Raw genomic sequence first — 15,509 nt, 5'->3', positions numbered from 1 at the left:
CGTCGGGACGGGCGGCCGATGATCCGGCGGCGGCCGCCCCCGCGGCGGAACCGGGGTCTGCTCGCCGGGATCGGGGCGGCGCGGGTGGGGGGGGGGGGGGGGTGGGGGGCCCGCCCCCCCCCCGCGGGGGGGGCGGGGGGGGGGGGCGGCGGCGGGGGGGGGGGCGGGGGGGGGGGGGGGGCCCCCCCCCCCCCCCCGGCAGTAACACCCACGCACACACTGCACGTGAGTGCCACCGTCGCGACGGTGAGTCTCGTATACATGAAATTCCTTCCTGCTCACTATGTTTCGTCGACTATCGGGTTTGAAAGACCAGGAACCGCGCGACCGCGCCTTCGTGTAGCAGCCAGAACGTGCCGGTATGCATACGGCGCACATACTGGGGCGGGATCTGGAAGGTGTTCTGGGCGCGTGCACTGCTCAGCGAGAAGCCGTGTGGATCTCCGGCCGCCTCGAGTTGCCACCGGGTACCGGCGGCCTCGGCCACGGTGTCCGGTAGCGCGGACCGGCCCAGCAGCACCGCCACACCCGCACCCAGCAGCCGACGCTGCATCATCGCGTTGAGCGAGAATCCTTCGATGGTCTGGCCGGCCAGAATCAGATCGACCAGCGCTGCCCGCGAGGTCTCGAGGATCTTGGCGGCTTCCTCCGCCGCGTCGACACCCTCCTCGACCATCTGCGGGAACTCATCAACCGTCACCGACAACGGATGCAACCGCGTATCGGAAGTCGACCGGGCCCGCTCCACCAGCAGGTCCCGCAGATCGCGCAGCATCAGATTGGCCAGCAGCAACTCCGAACGCAGCACCGGCGACAGCGACACCACCGTCGCAGACCCTGGCGCGAGCTTCGAAAAGCTCCATCCCTCACCGGTTTTCGGCAAGTACTCGCGGATCGGCGCGAACATGGCATCGACCTTCTGACCCACTTCGCTGCAGTCGGTCACACCATGCTTGTTCTCCACCGTGATCGGCGCCGCGAGTGTCGCGCCCAGATGTTTGACCGGATTCGCCAGCCGTTCCGACAGCTCATCCAGCGACCGCACCAGCGGCCGCGCGCCCCGGCCGTCGATCACGATGTCGAGCACGCGATGCATCTGCTGGGTGTAGTAATCGGTGCTGGTGGTCTTCGGCGCCAGAAACATCAACCGTTCCAGCAACTGGTCACGGCCGCAGTCGAACAGATCCCAGCCGCCGCGCTCGATCCGCACATCCGCGGCCGCACCCAGATAATCCCGCTGAGCGCGGGCGTCGACACCGAACCGCTGCGCATCGTCCGCCCGGCCCTTCAGGTCGATCAGCACACTGGTCATCCCCGACCGGTTGGCGACTGCATGAAATCCGGCGATCAGCTCGGTCTTTCCGGTACCGGACCCGGCGATAATGAGCGCCCGGGTCTGCCCGGCGACTCGTGGAACCAGCAGCAGGTCACAACCTGGGGCGGTGAAATGCGCCGATCGCTCGTAATCGTTCAGCCGATCCTCGGGCATCAACACGCCTATGCCGTAACGGATCTGCTCATCAACCTCGACCGGCACCGGGGCTGTCATTCGCAACGTCGGGTCGATCACCCGGACCTCGACGGTGTGCTCGTGCAGGCTCACCCCGACCGACCGCGCCGTCAACTCGTCGTCAGCGCGGCGCACCGCATCGGCTACCTGTGCAGTTGCGAGGACGTCCTCGGTACGGCCCTCGAGCACCTGCTGGCGCAAGCGCCGCCGCGCCAGCACGAACGATCCCGGCGCGGCGACGGCACCAGCAAGCAGCGATACCACCGCAGGAACCACCAGCGCGTCGAAGCGGCCATCGCGTATCAGCGACAACGCCCAGGCCACCGACCCGGCGACCACCGCCACGCCCGCGACCGCACTCCACGGCATCCACCACCGCTCCGGAGTGAGGGCCAACCACCACCGGCGATGTTTCGCCGCCGCATAACCGCGCAGACCGGCCAGCCATGCAGAACCCACTACCGCGAGACCAGGAGCAATGATCAACGCCGCCAGTCCCCCCGCCGTCAATGCGAGAATCTCGGTCGGCTGGAGCCGGCTCACACCATCCGCGCGCCGCGGCATCGGCGTCATCGACCGTGACCCCGGCATTACAACCTCCCTCGACCGAACGCAGGCGGACTCCACCGATGCCGACTCGCTGCCACCCGCCGCCGTACCGGGGCAGCGAACTCCGGTGCACGGCCACCGCCGCGGCCCTGTCTGCACCGGCGCCGCAGAGATATCGGCCTTGACGCCGACCCCGGCTCACCTACCGCGATCGCCCTCAGCACCCGACACCTCCCCAGCCGTTCCGACCGCTGATGACCGACGCGAGCGACCGCTGTCGAGGTCATACTTCGCCCGGTACGGCCATCACCGCGCTCGATCATAAGAAACTAAACCGAATATAGACCGAATGGTAACCGAATGTCGAGGGCGGGTCTGTCCGTATCGCGCCGATGACGCATTCGTGCAGCCCAGAGAACTACGGGCCCCCATCGGTACCTGTAACCGGGATGGAAAGCGGTACGATCCCGAGCATGAATCAGGCGTCGGTGACCGAAGCACAACTGAAACGCTTCGGTCGGCGGGTGAAAGCCAGGCGAAACTTTCTCGGTCGCACACAGAAGCAGGTCAGGCTCGCCGGCGGACCATCCGACAAGCGGCAGCAGTGGATCGAGAACGGGCAACTGCCGGTCCCCGACGCCGATACGTGCGCGAAGCTCGACGCCGGATTGAATCTCGTTCCGGGCAGCGCGTCCAAGTCACTGCACGGCGACATCGAACTTGTCGGACTCGAGTCGGACGAGCCCACATACACCGAAGCCGAGTACGAGCGCCGGCGAGCGTTCGAAAATGCCTTGGACCGGCTCGGCGTCACCGACGTGGTAATCCGCAAACACTCCGGGGGTTTCGTCCTTCCCCAGCACGTCATCGACCAGCTCATCGACCGGCTCAACTCACAACCGGACCCCGGAGACTGAGGCCGCCTCCGTCTACGGCCCCAGCTCCCCACCTTGAGCCCCAGCGTTTCTCACCTGTCATGGGCGGTATGTCGACGCTGAGCCCCAGCGCAACATCCAGGCTGCTCGAGGAGGAAGCTGGCCAGCTCCTCGGCCTCAGCCTCAGCTCGTCTGCGTTCCTCGCCGGGAAAAATCGACTCGATGTCCTGTGCGTCGATCACGTCATCACCCTCGCCGGTCAGCAACGCAGCTGCCACCACCGGTGCAACCGCGCTGTCCCGGTTGTGATCGAGCAGCATATGTGCCGCCGCATGCGCAATCACTCGCCGATAGTGCGAGGGATCCGCAGACCGTTGATGGAACACCACCGCTGTATCGCGCCGGTAGAACTCCAGACCACACAGACCGGACGGAGCGTGCTCCGGTAGTGGCATCCACACGATCGTCTGTTTCCGCTCGCGTTCAAGCGATTTCGTGAGATCCGGCACGGTCCAATCCCTGGGCAACGCCAGCGACCGAGTGAGCAACTCGAATCGCCGCACACCACTCGCGGCTGCTGGACCGTGCTCCAATGCGTTCAATTGGTTTACATCCTCCCCCGAGCACCGAAATTGGATCCAAGCGTCGTCGGCTCGCAGTCACCGACGATTCCCCTCTGTGATGCGACACTGCATACGGCGGGTCATGACAACGTGGACGTGCGCAGTCACTAGAACGACGACAGCCCCCGCGCTCCCTGTCTAACGCCCGGTAGCCAGGCTGCGTCCCCAGCGGTGTGTATAGATGCCCGTCGACGCCGATCAGGGCTGTAGCGGTCTCACGGAGGGACATCACAACGCCAGCGAGTCATCAAGTAGTTGCCGGTGTTGACGCGGGTATGGCCGCCGGATGGCCGAATCCGACCACAGTGCACAACGACTGGGTCAGCCCATCTGCCCGTCGTCGCGGCATGACGGTCTCGGGCGTGCCGTTGTCTGACAAGATCCACCGAGAACCGACCTTTGCGAACCGAAGGGGCTATGTATTTCAGCGTAACTGATCGAGTGTACGGCAGTCGACTTGTTCGCTGTAGCGGTGGTTGGGTTTGACATCACGGCCACCGGGAACGCTGGTGTGCGGAGCATGGTGCATGGCATGCTCAATTCTCAGCACCGCTGTCCACACGCCCGGGGGAATGTGATGACCACCGAACACGAACCAACGAACCAACATGAGCCAGTGAGCAGTGTCGCCCCGCCGGCGACGCTGAGCGAGCGCATCAACCGCCTGTTCGAGGTGGTGCGCCCTCCGGAGGAGCTAAGCCGTAAATGGTCGAACCGGGAGGTCGTCACCGCATGCCGAAGTGCCGGGCGGGAGCTGTCGGAGTCCCACTTGAGCGAGCTTCGGCGCGGCGTGAAGGCGAACCCGACCCTGAAGACGCTCGATGCGCTGGCTTGGTTCTTCGGGGTCCGCACCGCGTATTTCACTGATCCGCTCGTGGCCGCCGAAGTCGAGCGGGAGCTGGCTGAGCGCGAGTCCAGGATGCATGCCGAACTCGACGCTCAGCGATCAGCGGAGGAGGACCTCCTGACCGCCGGGCGTGAGCTACAACGCGCGATGCGCGCGGCTGGCGTCACAAGCACAGCCCATCGCGGCACCCGCAACCCTGCCGCCGCCCGCGAGCAAGCCTCGATGATGCGGGCACTCGCGAAAGCCTTGCTCGACGACGAGGAAGACGAGAACGCCGACAGCTGATCCGGCTGTGCCACGATGACCCGCAGCAGCGGTGACGATGCTGCATCGAGCAGCATTGCCGAACACCTCAATTGGCTTTTCGATGTTGTCGGCCAATGGATTCCGGGACCAAGAGGTGAACTCTGGTGGCGGCCGTACAGCAGCGAGACGGTGGGCCAGGCCGTTGCCGACGCCACAGGTGCCGACCCGGCGACAGCGGCGGCGATGATCGCTCGAGTTCGCGCAGGCGGACACGCCACCGAGCAGCATCTACGTGTGATCGCCTCTGTATTCGGGGTTCCCCCTTCGTATTTCGGTGACGATCCGAGTGTCGTCGCAGGACTGCGGGCCCGAATCCTGGCCGAGGTGCTTCGCCGCAGCGGGTTCGTGGCCTACCGGTTGTGCCGTACCGCCGACACCGCTGACGCCCGTTTCAGTAGCCAGGTGAGCAATGCCTGGCCGACTGTCCGAGCGCCCATCCTCGATGTCGATGTCGCACCGCCAAACTTCCGCAACCCCTCGCACATCGCGTTGTGGAACGATGGACCCGACGCTGACAGCGAAGATGAATCGGGGAGGCCAGTGGAACAGTCCCAGTCCCTCAGCGTCGAGCAGCTCCGCGAATGGTGTGAGCGTCTCGTCCGTGACCTTGCGGTGCCGATGCCGCTGGACCCGTACGTGCTCTGCGACAGGCTCTCTCGACAGCGCGGCCGGGCGATCAAGATCCGTGCCGTCGATCTCGGCGCAACTACAACGATCGGGCATCTGGTCTCGAAGCGCCGGGCCGATCTCATCCTCTGTGACGAGGCGGCGCCCGCACCCCAACGGACCTTGATCATCTGCCATGAGGTTATCCACCTACTCCGGCATCACATCGGAAGCGGGGAATCGCTTGTTTGCGGGGTCGACGCGCTCGGTGGCGACTCGACGCTGACCGAGCCCGCGGGCATGTACAGCGACCAGCGCGAATGGGAAGCCGAAACCGGAGCGCGGATCCTGGCGGAAATGACTCTCCGTCGGCGCCGACCCGATCGACTCGTCGAGACGGGACACGCCGAGCACTCCCTCGCTGCTGCGTTCGGTCTCCGCGTCCACAGGACGTAACGGCGGTGAGCGTCGACAGCATCGAACTGGCGTTGCGGTGGGCGAAAGCGGTGTTGCTCATCCTGATCGCGGTCTGGGAAGTCGGCCAGCTCGTCACCCACCGCGACAACGTGCAACTGCGAGCCTTGACGCCCGGTTTGGTCTTGCTCGCGGTCATCGCCACCATCGGCATCGACACCCCCGCCCGGGACTCCATCCGAGACTTCTTCGGCATCGCGTGGAGCCCCTTCGTCAACGGCTGCTGGATGTCGATGGCCTGCGCCTATGCCGTGTTCTTCGTCCTGGTCAATCCTCACCAGGCCCGTCCGACGCCCGCGCAGATACGCCAGGCGCGCCGCGAGATCGGACTATTGATCCTCGCCATCAGCATTCAGACGCTGGTCACCGTCACAGCACCGCCGGGGACCTGGCACCATCCCGCCCAGCTGGAGGACTACACGACCTGGCAGAACATCGTTCTGGTCACCAGCATCGACGGCTACGCACTAGCGATCTTTCTCCTCGGCGGAGTACGGGCGTGGCGGTATCGGTCCCATGTGACTTACCCGTGGATGCGAGCCGCGATCTTGCTGGTGATCGTCGGCACGGCGTTGATGGCCATCGGTGTCGACGGAATATCTCTGCTTAAAGTGGTTGCTGTCGCCGTTGTCGGCTACAAACCGGCGTTCTTCAGCGTGGTCTATTCGGTCGGCCAGCTCGGCGGGCAGATCGCGGTCGCCGTCGGGCTGGCGCTGATCCCGCTGGCCGGCGTGGTGGTGAGCGTTCTCCGGCGTGCTGACCTGGCCCGTCAAAGAAGATACGCGCGGAAACTGGCACCGCTGTGGCAGACCCTGACCGCGGCGGTTCCCTACATCAGGCTCACTCACGACGCGCCGAACCGCACCTGCTACGCCACCTTCGGGAACGTCACCAGCGAGATCAGCGACGCACTCGCCGAACTGAGCCGCTACGCGCCCCCGGCCAGCGGCGACGCCCGTGACCCCGAGGTGGCGGCCGCCATGATCGCGGCAGCCCTTCGATCGGTTCGCGACCCGGCCGCCGCCGACACCCTCGCACCTCCGTATCCACGGATCGAACCCGATGTCGGCGACTGGAGACAGCGGGCCCGATGGATGCTGATGGTTGATCGGGAACTGAGCAAGCTCGACACCGCGTCGCCACAGGAAGGTGTGCAGTCGGATGTCCCCACCTCATAGGGTCCGCGTCTCGGTGCTGGACACCGCTCCCATCGTGCAGGGCTCGACCGCCGCCGCGGCGCTGCGTTCCAGCGTCGACCTCGCGCACCTGGCCGACGATCTCGGCTATCACCGGTACTGGCTGCCCGAGCACCACGGCATGCGGGGAGTAGCCAGCGCAGCTCCAGCGGTCGCGGTCGCCCGCATCGCCTCGGCGACACAGCACCTGCGCGTCGGTGCAGGCGGCGTGATGTTGCCCAACCACGCCCCCCTGGTGGTGGCCGAGCAGTTCGGAACGCTGGAGGCGTTTCACCCGGGACGCATCGATCTCGGGCTCGGTCGTGCATTGGGCGGTCCCAGCGATATCGCCGATCGCGTGCGCAGCGGACATGACCGTACGTCCAAGCCGTTTGCCGAGCAGATCCGTGAGCTGATGGACCTTTTCGATGCCGAAGGTGACGAGGGCCGGGTAGCGGCGGTGCCAGCTGCGGGGAACCGGCCCTCTATCTGGATGCTCGGCAGCAGCGACTACACCGCCCGTGTCGCTGGCGAGTTCGGGCTTCCGTTCGCGTTCGCGCACCACCTGAAACCCGCGAACACAACCAACGCCATCCAGACCTACACACACGCCTTCCAGCCATCCGCAGACCGCAAGGCGCCAGAGATCATGATCAGCGTGGCGGCTATCGTCGCCGACACCGACGAGCACGCCCAATGGCTCGCCGCACCGCTGCGTATGAGAGCCGACCGCCGACGGCAGGGCCACCCGATCCGATTGCCCAGCCCGCACACCGCAGCAGCACAGGGATACACCAACGGCGCCGGCGCTGACCTGACCGAAGTGCTCGTCGGCGGGCCCAGCACCGTCACGACCAAGCTCCAGGCGCTGTTGGATGTGACCGGCGCCACCGAGCTGATGATCAAAACCGACGTCTACGACCACAATGATCGGCGCCGATCCTACGAACTGCTGATGAACCACGTTGCTCACCGCCTGCTGCCCGCCAGATAAACCCGGCGCCATTACACGACGGAAGGCGGGGCTCGAAACGCTCAGAAGGATCCGGTGACTCGGCCCTCCCAGAAAATCCGACCGGTGCGGCCCGACATCGAGGTCTCCCGGGCCTGTCCCTCGTTTCGGGCGGCCAAAGCGTCGGGTGCCGTTGGCGAAGATCGGTTAGTCTCGGCTGGTACCGAAACGTGGGCGCCGATCGTCACACAAGCTCGGTGGCCCGAAGGCCAAGGGGGAGTAAGTCATTGAATGATCCGATGTGGCAGATCCGTGCGCGTGACGCGTTGGAAGCGATGGTCGGGGGCAATCATTGGGAAGCAATGACGGCGGTGAAGGCGTTGCTGGAGAGCGAGGAGCCGCAAGAGTCGATTCCCGGGGCCGTCTTGTTGTGGATTGACTCGTTGTTCGCGGTCTTTCCTCCGCCGAGGCCGGCCTTCGTCCCCGACACCTTTCCGGGGGCCAATGAAAGGCAGATGTGGGGGTTGCGGATGATGGCTGCCCGCGCCAACGACGATCGCGACCAGGCCGAGCACGTGTTCGCGGAGGCGACTTCCGGTGACTTCGACCGGCTGATCGAATACCTGGCGGAGCTGTTGACGATGATCGCCCAGAGACTCCGAGGGCTCAATGGCGATGGGGCACGACGTAACTGAGCGCTCAGAGTCGCGAAGTGAGGGTGGGCGCGGGGATGGGTGCGATCGTCGACTCCCGGCGTGGACGGGGGACGACCGCAGGTTTCTCCGCATCGTGCAGGGGGTGGGTGTCCAATCCCCGGCGTACAAGACTGACGCAGTCGGTTCCTGAGATTTCGCTGCCTTGCGACGTCCACACGTGGAACCAAAGTCGCCGGATCGAGCCGCTTCGGCCAGCACGACCCGTGTCATCGGAATCGCTGTGGGACACGGGGATTGGATCGTGAACCCGGCGTGCGTGACAGTATCCGCGATACCGCGCGCCTGATTCCGCGCGGCTCTGGGATCGGCTCCGGGTCTGTGACGATGCCATCGGCAGCCCCCATCAGATCCCAGATCGCTGCACCGCTTTCGATCCTCCGCACGTGCAGGACCGCGCGTACCGCGACCCTGCTGCGATCCAGCTGGTCGTAGGTCGTGCTCACCGCGGCAATCAGCGGCGCTGCGGCCCGGGGAGACCCGACGACGATCAGCACGGCCTCGTCGGCTCTCACCGTTGCCGCCGGCTCGGCAACCGACACGTCAGCTCCCACCTGCCAGTGCAGTACGGCCGCCGTCTGCCCCTCGCGCCGCAGCACCAGCACGAGGCCCGCGCCGCCGCGCGCCACTGCCCGTGCGGCATCGATCGATGCCCCGATCACCGACGATCCGATCTCTGTTGTCATCTCGTTCCCCTAATCTCTGCGTAGTGCGCGGGCGTGCAGTTCACGGCACACCTCCGTCAGCGATCCGGTCGCGTCATCGATCGCTCGCCAGCGGGCAAGTTCCCCCCGCGCGCGATGAGCTTTGCCGATCAACACCACAGCGCCGATCAACTGCAACAGCAGAAACAGCTGCTCACATGGCCGATCGGGCAGCGACGAATCCAAATTCGCCAGCCCGAACGCCACGTGTCCCAGACTCAAACGGCTGTCCCACACGATCGGGACCGGCGACACGCACTCACCGGCCGACCAGCCCAATACCCTCGCCAGCCGTGTGAAGCTCGTGGCCAAGCTGGGCTGCATCCGCCCCGCCCAGACAGCAGACACACCCGCTGTCCGCGCTGCTGCGTGCGACCAGACCATCCGCTCGTCCGCAGGGACCGTTCGCAGGCAGCGTGTGAACTGCTCGGCATCGGCGAGCATTCGCGTCCACACCACTGGATCCGAAAGCCACAATCTGTCCCGGTCGAATGCGGTCCTGCGTCGCTGTTTCCGCCATTCGGCCGCGGCCTCCGCCTGGGCGTGGCCGCAGATGTCCCAATCCCCGCGTAGCACAGGCAAAATCAGGTCGGCACCCAGCGCGGTGTCCGTGTACGGTCGTGCGGCGCCGTCGAGCTGCACGGCGTATCTGTCCACTGAGCCAGCGACGCTTGCACAGGCCCAGATCGCCGCTCCCTCGGCTCGGATGCGTCGGACGAACTCCCATTCCCACACGCTGGGTGCGGCTGCGGCGCGTACCAGCAACTCGTGCCGAGCGCGCTCATCGGCTCCGCCCGGCGCGGTCCGGCATTCGATGGCAAGTCGGTCGCGGCCGTCCGCATGTCGCCCCTCCGGCAACGTCAACCCATACAACGACACCCATTCCGGTGTCCCTTGCCCCTGCTGTCCGTCGGCCTGCGGTCGCCCATGGCCCGGATCAGTCGTAGCCGCCGGATCGCCCGGGGAAAAATGTTGCCCTTCAACTGAATTGGATTGGTATTCATCGGGCTGGTCGCTATGGGCGTTGTCATGTTCCTGCGTCATCGCCGGACTCCCAGGGATTCGATGGTCACAGGTAGTGGTGGCGCAACCAGGGTGTCCCCGAAATGCGGTACCGCCCGGAGGGCTGTGTCGGAGTGGAACCGGAGGCGACGCCCCAGGACCGACAAGATGATGTCGGATATCCACAGCGTGAAGGACGAACCGAGAAACGTCCGGGCGCCGAGCCCGAACGGCATCCACGCGTAGCGGTGCCGCGGCCGCGGCCGTTGTGGATCGAAAGCCTCCGGCTCACGCCAGAACGCCGGATGTCGATGTGTAACAAATGGGCTGATCACGATCGTGGTCCCGGCCGGCACCATGTGCCCGCCGACCACAATGTCCACGGCCGCGGTGCGCCCCATTAACCAGTGTGGAGGAAACAACCGCAGCGACTCTTTGGTCACGTCACTGGTCAGTGCCCGCGCCAGTGCCGGTGCCGCTCTCAACTGCTGCTGCCACCACCGGTACACCGGCGGAGTCCTGATGAGCGAAATCCAAGGCCACACCAGACAATTCGCGCTTACGTGATGCGCGCCGAGCAGCATGGTGGCAGTTCGAGCGGCAATCTCATCACGACTGCGTCCGGCCGCGAGCATCGCGGTCAAAACCGAGCCCCGTGCGATTGGGGTCTGCTCGACCCGCTCGCGAACGAGCCCGACAGCCCGACCGTCCGCGTTGTCGAGGTCGAACCGCGCCGCCGCCAACGCTTCGGCGAGTTCGTCAGCCGCATTCCACCCCAACGCCAGCTCCGCGATCACACTCAGGGTCAACCTGCTCATCTCTTCGGTGAGATCGACTTCCTCACCGTCCGCCGCTCGCCGATCCAGCCGCTCGACCAACGCATCGACATGCTCTGTCGTGACTCGGTCGAGTCGCTGGTAATCCCGCGTGGCCGCGTACATCAGCAGGCGCTCCCCGAGACGCCCCGCCGGCGACGTCGTGAGCCCTCCCTGGCCTACGCTCCCCAGCACGTGCCGGTGGACTGGGGTCTCGCTGGCGTAGACGCCACTGGCCAGGACCCGGCGAATTTCGTTGGGGTGCTTGATCACAATGCCGCTGTCGCCGGACACAGGGACCGCGTCCGCGGAGGCGGCCAGCCAGCCCCGGACCACGGCAGGCATGCCGTCCGAAGCCATCCAGTCCGCAGACGGTTCTCGCCGACTTCTCATGGCCTCACCTCCGCTTCGGTGGTGTCCGCCCACGAGCGGTGGAACGGTTCCGACCCGCTTGGTGTCCAGGCGATTTCGTTCATGAGCACCGCACCTATCGGCACGAGTTCCGGACAGTCGGCAGACAGGCGGTGGAGAATCTCGGTGTCGATATCGCCAGGCCGAACGGAAGCGTCGAGCTCGATGTCGTAGCGAACAGTCTGCATTCGTTCGAACTGCTTCTGGTGCCGCGTGCGGTCCGGGTGGGCCTGGGTGAACGCCTCGCTTCGTCTCCACCGTTCGAAATGACCGATGTTGTCCCACACAGTGATCGAGACGAACAAGCAGTGCTCGGCGATACCCGCCAGCCGACACAAGCGGAAACCACGAATGCCGCTCACCGCCTCCAAAGTGGTCAGCGTGGCGGCAAACGACTCCTTGATCCAAGGGCTGAATGCCGCGGGCGCCGAAATGCAATTGGCGACAGCGGTGCTCGGAAGGCTGCGGTCAGCTCCGTGGGCCGACGTCATCTCGGTCCTCCCGTCAGGTCGCGTGACATTGCGTCGAGCCACTGCGCCACCTGCGGCTGAGTGTTGTAGCCGGTGTGGCGGGCGATGACGTCGCTGTACCTGGCCAGAACCGCCGGGTTCACGACATCGGAATTGACTGCCGCATTCGGCGCAACGGCCGCAACCACCTGACCGGCGATGCGGGGGATCTGGCCGAGCGGATCAGCCGCGACTGCAGCGGCTACTTGCTCAGCCACGTCGGCCGCCGCTTGCGATTCCTGCGGGGTCGGTGCCGCATGGGGCGAAACAGCCGCGTCGGCCATCCGCTCCGACACCGTCGCCCGCGGGGCGTAATTCACGCCACCTGCACCGACACGGACATCGTTCAGCAGGACGTGGGTCACCGCAGCCTCCACCGTGGCCGACCACGCTGCACCCGCCGATGCTGCAGCCGACAAAGGATCGCGGAAGTCGGTCCGGGCGGCAACTCCGGCTGCCACCCGCAGAACGGCTGCGTTTGCTGGTGCATCGCAGGAAAGGTCGCCGCCGATGCACACCTGTGCAACCCGCCCGGTGAGATCGCCGAAAGTTTTGGTGTCCGAGGCGATTCCGCCGCTGCTCGGTACCGGCGCGAATGTCACTTCCGACGTCGCGGTGCCGTCTGTACCGGGCGGCGCGTCCGGTGACCGCTGCCCTGGTCGGCCCGGAAACACCTCGCCGCCCGGCGGTCGCGTCCAGTCGGCGAGCACCGCGACACCCGCTATCCGGTCAGTTGGTACAGGCCCCTCACCGGCACCGACACGTCTGGCGAAGTCGCTGACGACTCCGGCGCCTTGGCTGTATCCGGTCACTGCCAGCATCGAATCCGGGCAATGCGCTGCTACGCCTGCTGCCGTGGCGTCCAGCCGCGCGGTGGCCTGCGCCGCTGACTCCGCGAATGGCGCTGTCTCCGGGCCGGTTCCGATGATCCCGCCGAAACTCGCTTCGTACGGGACCAAGATTCGTTGAACGTCTCCGCCGCTGGCGGTTATCGGACCGAGGACGCTCCCGAGCATGCCGGTTTGGGCCATCGGATCAGCTATCGGCGACGACTCGCCCGTGCCCTGCACACCGAGAACGACCAGCGCAGGGCAGTCATCCGGCAACGGGACCGACTGTTCGGCGGCGGCAACGCTAGTGGTGTTCATCATCGCCGCCATGACGGCCGCGGTGCCCAAGGCCGCTGTGCTGCTTACCTTTCGCGTACGGTTCATCGGACCGCCTCCTGCGTGCCGATGGCCGACATGTCCTGCCATCCCGCGTAGTTCAGCCACCACGGCACGGGGTCGCCGTCGATTGGCGCATCCAGCACCTCGAGGGGGATCGCGAACGCATCGACCAGCATCGACAGGTGCGGAACCAGCGAAGCGTGGCGTCGCGCGAGAGCGTTCGTGATGGTGATCGACAGATCCGGCGTCATCCTTCCGCGGGCAGCAAACCAGCCCGCATGCCGGTCGACGCATTCCAGCGCGAATACCGCGGCCAAGTCGTCGACGATTGCCCGCGCAATCGGGTCGGTGACCGTATCCGCCGCTGTCGCAAGCGCTTCCGACGCCAGACGCTCCGAAACGGCCACGGCGATCTCGATAGCAGCGCGGTCCGGGCCGGTGACGACTACGCCGTGCAATTCACCCTCTTGCGCGTCGTCGAGCATCGTCTGCTCGCGATCGACCAGCATGCGGTGCCACCACGGCAGCACCTCGTCGGCGTCGCGCACTGCGAGCCGCTCGTGGTCGGCCCGGCTCCACCGGCGGCTGCCCAGCTGACCGCCCGTCGCGATCTGGAGGCGCTTGTTGTCACCCTCCGCCGTGATCACACACTCGGCTGCGTCGATCCAATCCGCCAGATGGTTCACCCTGAAAAGGCCCTGCGCCGTGGCGAGTTCCCGGCATGTCTGCAACACCTCGCGGGCGCTGCGCGACAACACCGGCTTGGCCAGCATCGCGAGCATCGCCGACGCCGTGCTGGCCGGGGCCGCCGCGATACGGTGCCGCACCGCATTGGCCAGCGTCGTCATGGCGTACACCTGCGCTGTCGCCGACACCAGATCGAATTGCACGCCATCGCGATCAGACATCAGCACACCGCCCGAGGTCAGCCGATTGCTGGCGTACGACCACGTCAAGGCCAATCCCGCGCGTGCTGCGGCGACCGCAGCAGATGCCAGCGACACCCGGCCGGCCTGCAGTTGTCCGATAGCGCGACGGCTGCGCTCCGGCAGCGACAAATCGCAACGGAAACGACCGTCGGTGTCCCAGCGTGCCCAATCACCGCACAGCAGGGCGTCGGCAGGAGCTCGCAGACCCATGAATGCGGTCATCGCATTGTCCATCGGCGCCCCGGCCCGCTCCGGCAGCGAAACCACCCGCACTCCGTCGGCAAGCGCGCCGTCGGCCGTGTCACGCAGCCGCACCAAGAATGGAAAGACGCCTTCGTCCGTGCCGTCGACAATCAGGCGGGCCGTCACGATGACCGTTCGGGGCGTGTGATCCCCCACGTTGCCCATCCATTTGTACGCACCGGCCGCCGCCGTGGTGAAGACGAAGTACCCGCCGTCTTCGGCATGCCACTCGGCACGCGTCTGTTGCTCGGTCACTGCCGAGCCAGCCGATCCTTCAGTCAGCAGCATCACACCCATCGAATCCATGGAGTCGAGCTCGGCGAGCAATTGCCGCTGATAGGCCGACCCGTTCCCCAGTCTTTCGATGGCCCCGACCGTCAGATTGAGGTGCCCACTGAGCACGGGAAGTAGTCGCGGCGCCAGGATTGCCGACCAGTCGAACAACGCCGCCGATACCTCGGCGTGCGAGGCTATCGCGCGAGAAGATCCGCCCAGGTCGGCAACGATCCGCCCGAGCAGCTCGTAGCCCGCGCTCGCCTTCTCGGCATACGGCGTCGACTCTGGCGCAGGACGATCACCGAGATCGGTCACCGCATCACGCACGCTCAGCTGCGTATTCACCGAGCCACCGAGAACTAGTTGACGCAATTCCCCAGCGGCCGTGGACGATTCGGGTGAGTCACCGCCGGAGCCTGTCGGCGGCTGGATCCCGGGAGAGTTGGAGAGAGTGGTAGTCATGCGAGCCTTTCGCAAGGGCGCGCACCCCAGTCAGTCGAGCCATGCCTACAAGGCGAGCGCCCGGCGGACTCCGACCGGCTCATGCGCGCTGGACTGAATCGGCCCGCGCAGGCCCGGACTCAATGCCGAACCCGAGCCTGCGGCGGACCTCGGAACGGGGCGCGCACCAGTGCGTGCCCCGTGTCGGAGACAGGACCGGCGTCATCGCCAGTCCCGAAGGTCCTGGCCGGTCAGAGGAAGCTGAGTATCCCGACCACCAGGTTGAACACGTTGATCGCCACGGTGGACGCGCGCCCCACCCCCGACCCGCACCCCAACCCCACCCCAAACGCGGAGAAAGGGTTTTTATACATGTGTGG

The 15,509-nt window shown here is 66.1% G+C and carries 14 protein-coding genes; 6 read left to right on the top strand and 8 right to left on the bottom strand.

Features of this window, described 5'->3' with window-relative positions; genetic code table 11:
* Nucleotides 1-295: 295 nt before the first annotated feature.
* Nucleotides 296-2,053 (bottom strand): type IV secretory system conjugative DNA transfer family protein, encoded by a 1,758-nt coding sequence (locus QH290_RS18920; protein ID WP_280384286.1) that lies wholly within the window; start codon nt 2,051-2,053, stop codon nt 296-298.
* Between the two features lie 479 nt (nt 2,054-2,532).
* On the opposite strand from QH290_RS18920, the gene QH290_RS18915 reads away from it, so the two are divergent.
* Nucleotides 2,533-2,976 carry a helix-turn-helix domain-containing protein gene (locus QH290_RS18915; RefSeq protein ID WP_280384285.1) on the top strand — a complete coding sequence of 148 codons (444 nt, stop codon included), beginning with the start codon at nt 2,533-2,535 and terminating at the stop codon, nt 2,974-2,976.
* Between the two features lie 50 nt (nt 2,977-3,026).
* Here the strand turns inward: QH290_RS18915 and QH290_RS18910 are convergent, their stop codons facing one another.
* Nucleotides 3,027-3,443: a hypothetical protein gene (locus QH290_RS18910; RefSeq protein ID WP_280384283.1), complete on the bottom strand. Its 417-nt coding sequence runs from the start codon at nt 3,441-3,443 to the stop codon at nt 3,027-3,029.
* 730 nt (nt 3,444-4,173) lie between these two features.
* On the opposite strand from QH290_RS18910, the gene QH290_RS18905 reads away from it, so the two are divergent.
* The 5 genes from QH290_RS18905 to QH290_RS18885 all read left to right on the top strand — a co-directional run bounded on the left by QH290_RS18905 (nt 4,174) and on the right by QH290_RS18885 (nt 8,612).
* Nucleotides 4,174-4,689, top strand: a complete 516-nt coding sequence (locus QH290_RS18905) for a hypothetical protein (protein ID WP_280384282.1) — start codon at nt 4,174-4,176, stop codon at nt 4,687-4,689.
* Between the two features lie 15 nt (nt 4,690-4,704).
* Complete coding sequence (locus tag QH290_RS18900) at nt 4,705-5,772, top strand: hypothetical protein (RefSeq protein WP_280384280.1); 1,068 nt, start codon at nt 4,705-4,707, stop codon at nt 5,770-5,772.
* Between the two features lie 5 nt (nt 5,773-5,777).
* Nucleotides 5,778-6,968 carry an MAB_1171c family putative transporter gene (locus QH290_RS18895; protein ID WP_280384275.1) on the top strand — a complete coding sequence of 397 codons (1,191 nt, stop codon included), beginning with the start codon at nt 5,778-5,780 and terminating at the stop codon, nt 6,966-6,968.
* Between the two features lie 13 nt (nt 6,969-6,981).
* Nucleotides 6,982-7,959 carry an LLM class flavin-dependent oxidoreductase gene (locus tag QH290_RS18890; RefSeq protein ID WP_280384273.1) on the top strand — a complete coding sequence of 326 codons (978 nt, stop codon included), beginning with the start codon at nt 6,982-6,984 and terminating at the stop codon, nt 7,957-7,959.
* A gap of 245 nt (nt 7,960-8,204) precedes the next feature.
* A complete protein-coding gene (locus QH290_RS18885; RefSeq protein ID WP_280384271.1) occupies nt 8,205-8,612 on the top strand; it encodes a hypothetical protein in 408 nt (135 codons plus the stop codon).
* A 227-nt stretch (nt 8,613-8,839) separates the two neighbouring features.
* Here the strand turns inward: QH290_RS18885 and QH290_RS18880 are convergent, their stop codons facing one another.
* Genes QH290_RS18880 through QH290_RS18855 form a run of 6 tightly spaced genes read right to left on the bottom strand, consistent with a single transcriptional unit; the run spans nt 8,840 to nt 15,033 of the window.
* Entirely contained in the window at nt 8,840-9,316 is a 477-nt protein-coding gene (locus tag QH290_RS18880) for a hypothetical protein (RefSeq protein ID WP_280384270.1), read from the bottom strand.
* 9 nt (nt 9,317-9,325) lie between these two features.
* On the bottom strand, nt 9,326-10,378 hold the full coding sequence (locus QH290_RS18875; RefSeq protein WP_280384268.1) for a hypothetical protein: 1,053 nt from the start codon (nt 10,376-10,378) through the stop codon (nt 9,326-9,328).
* Entirely contained in the window at nt 10,375-11,544 is a 1,170-nt protein-coding gene (locus tag QH290_RS18870; protein ID WP_280384266.1) for a cytochrome P450, read from the bottom strand. Before QH290_RS18870 ends, QH290_RS18875 begins: the two co-directional genes overlap by 4 nt.
* Complete coding sequence (locus tag QH290_RS18865) at nt 11,541-12,053, bottom strand: antibiotic biosynthesis monooxygenase family protein (RefSeq protein WP_280384263.1); 513 nt, start codon at nt 12,051-12,053, stop codon at nt 11,541-11,543. The genes QH290_RS18870 and QH290_RS18865 overlap by 4 nt, the downstream gene beginning before the upstream one ends.
* Nucleotides 12,050-13,285 carry a cutinase family protein gene (locus tag QH290_RS18860; RefSeq protein WP_280384261.1) on the bottom strand — a complete coding sequence of 412 codons (1,236 nt, stop codon included), beginning with the start codon at nt 13,283-13,285 and terminating at the stop codon, nt 12,050-12,052. The genes QH290_RS18865 and QH290_RS18860 overlap by 4 nt, the downstream gene beginning before the upstream one ends.
* Nucleotides 13,282-15,033: an acyl-CoA dehydrogenase family protein gene (locus QH290_RS18855; protein ID WP_280384260.1), complete on the bottom strand. Its 1,752-nt coding sequence runs from the start codon at nt 15,031-15,033 to the stop codon at nt 13,282-13,284. Before QH290_RS18855 ends, QH290_RS18860 begins: the two co-directional genes overlap by 4 nt.
* Between the last annotated feature and the right edge of the window lie 476 nt (nt 15,034-15,509).

Origin of the sequence: Nocardia wallacei (assembly GCF_029869545.1) — a bacterium.
In the GTDB taxonomy this organism is placed as follows: Bacteria; Actinomycetota; Actinomycetes; order Mycobacteriales; family Mycobacteriaceae; genus Nocardia; species Nocardia wallacei_A.
Note: the sequence above shows the minus strand (reverse complement) of the source record. Positions and strands in the feature narration are given on the sequence as shown.

Excerpts from the sequence above, each read along its gene's own strand:
- QH290_RS18915 (WP_280384285.1), top strand. The coding sequence starts at position 2,533 with ATGAATCAGGCGTCGGTGACCGAAGCACAACTGAAACGCTTCGGTCGG.
- QH290_RS18900 (WP_280384280.1), top strand. The coding sequence starts at position 4,705 with ATGACCCGCAGCAGCGGTGACGATGCTGCATCGAGCAGCATTGCCGAA.
- QH290_RS18880 (WP_280384270.1), bottom strand. The coding sequence starts at position 9,316 with ATGACAACAGAGATCGGATCGTCGGTGATCGGGGCATCGATCGATGCC.
- QH290_RS18875 (WP_280384268.1), bottom strand. The coding sequence starts at position 10,378 with ATGACGCAGGAACATGACAACGCCCATAGCGACCAGCCCGATGAATAC.
- QH290_RS18870 (WP_280384266.1), bottom strand. The coding sequence starts at position 11,544 with ATGAGAAGTCGGCGAGAACCGTCTGCGGACTGGATGGCTTCGGACGGC.
- QH290_RS18865 (WP_280384263.1), bottom strand. The coding sequence starts at position 12,053 with ATGACGTCGGCCCACGGAGCTGACCGCAGCCTTCCGAGCACCGCTGTC.
- QH290_RS18860 (WP_280384261.1), bottom strand. The coding sequence starts at position 13,285 with ATGAACCGTACGCGAAAGGTAAGCAGCACAGCGGCCTTGGGCACCGCG.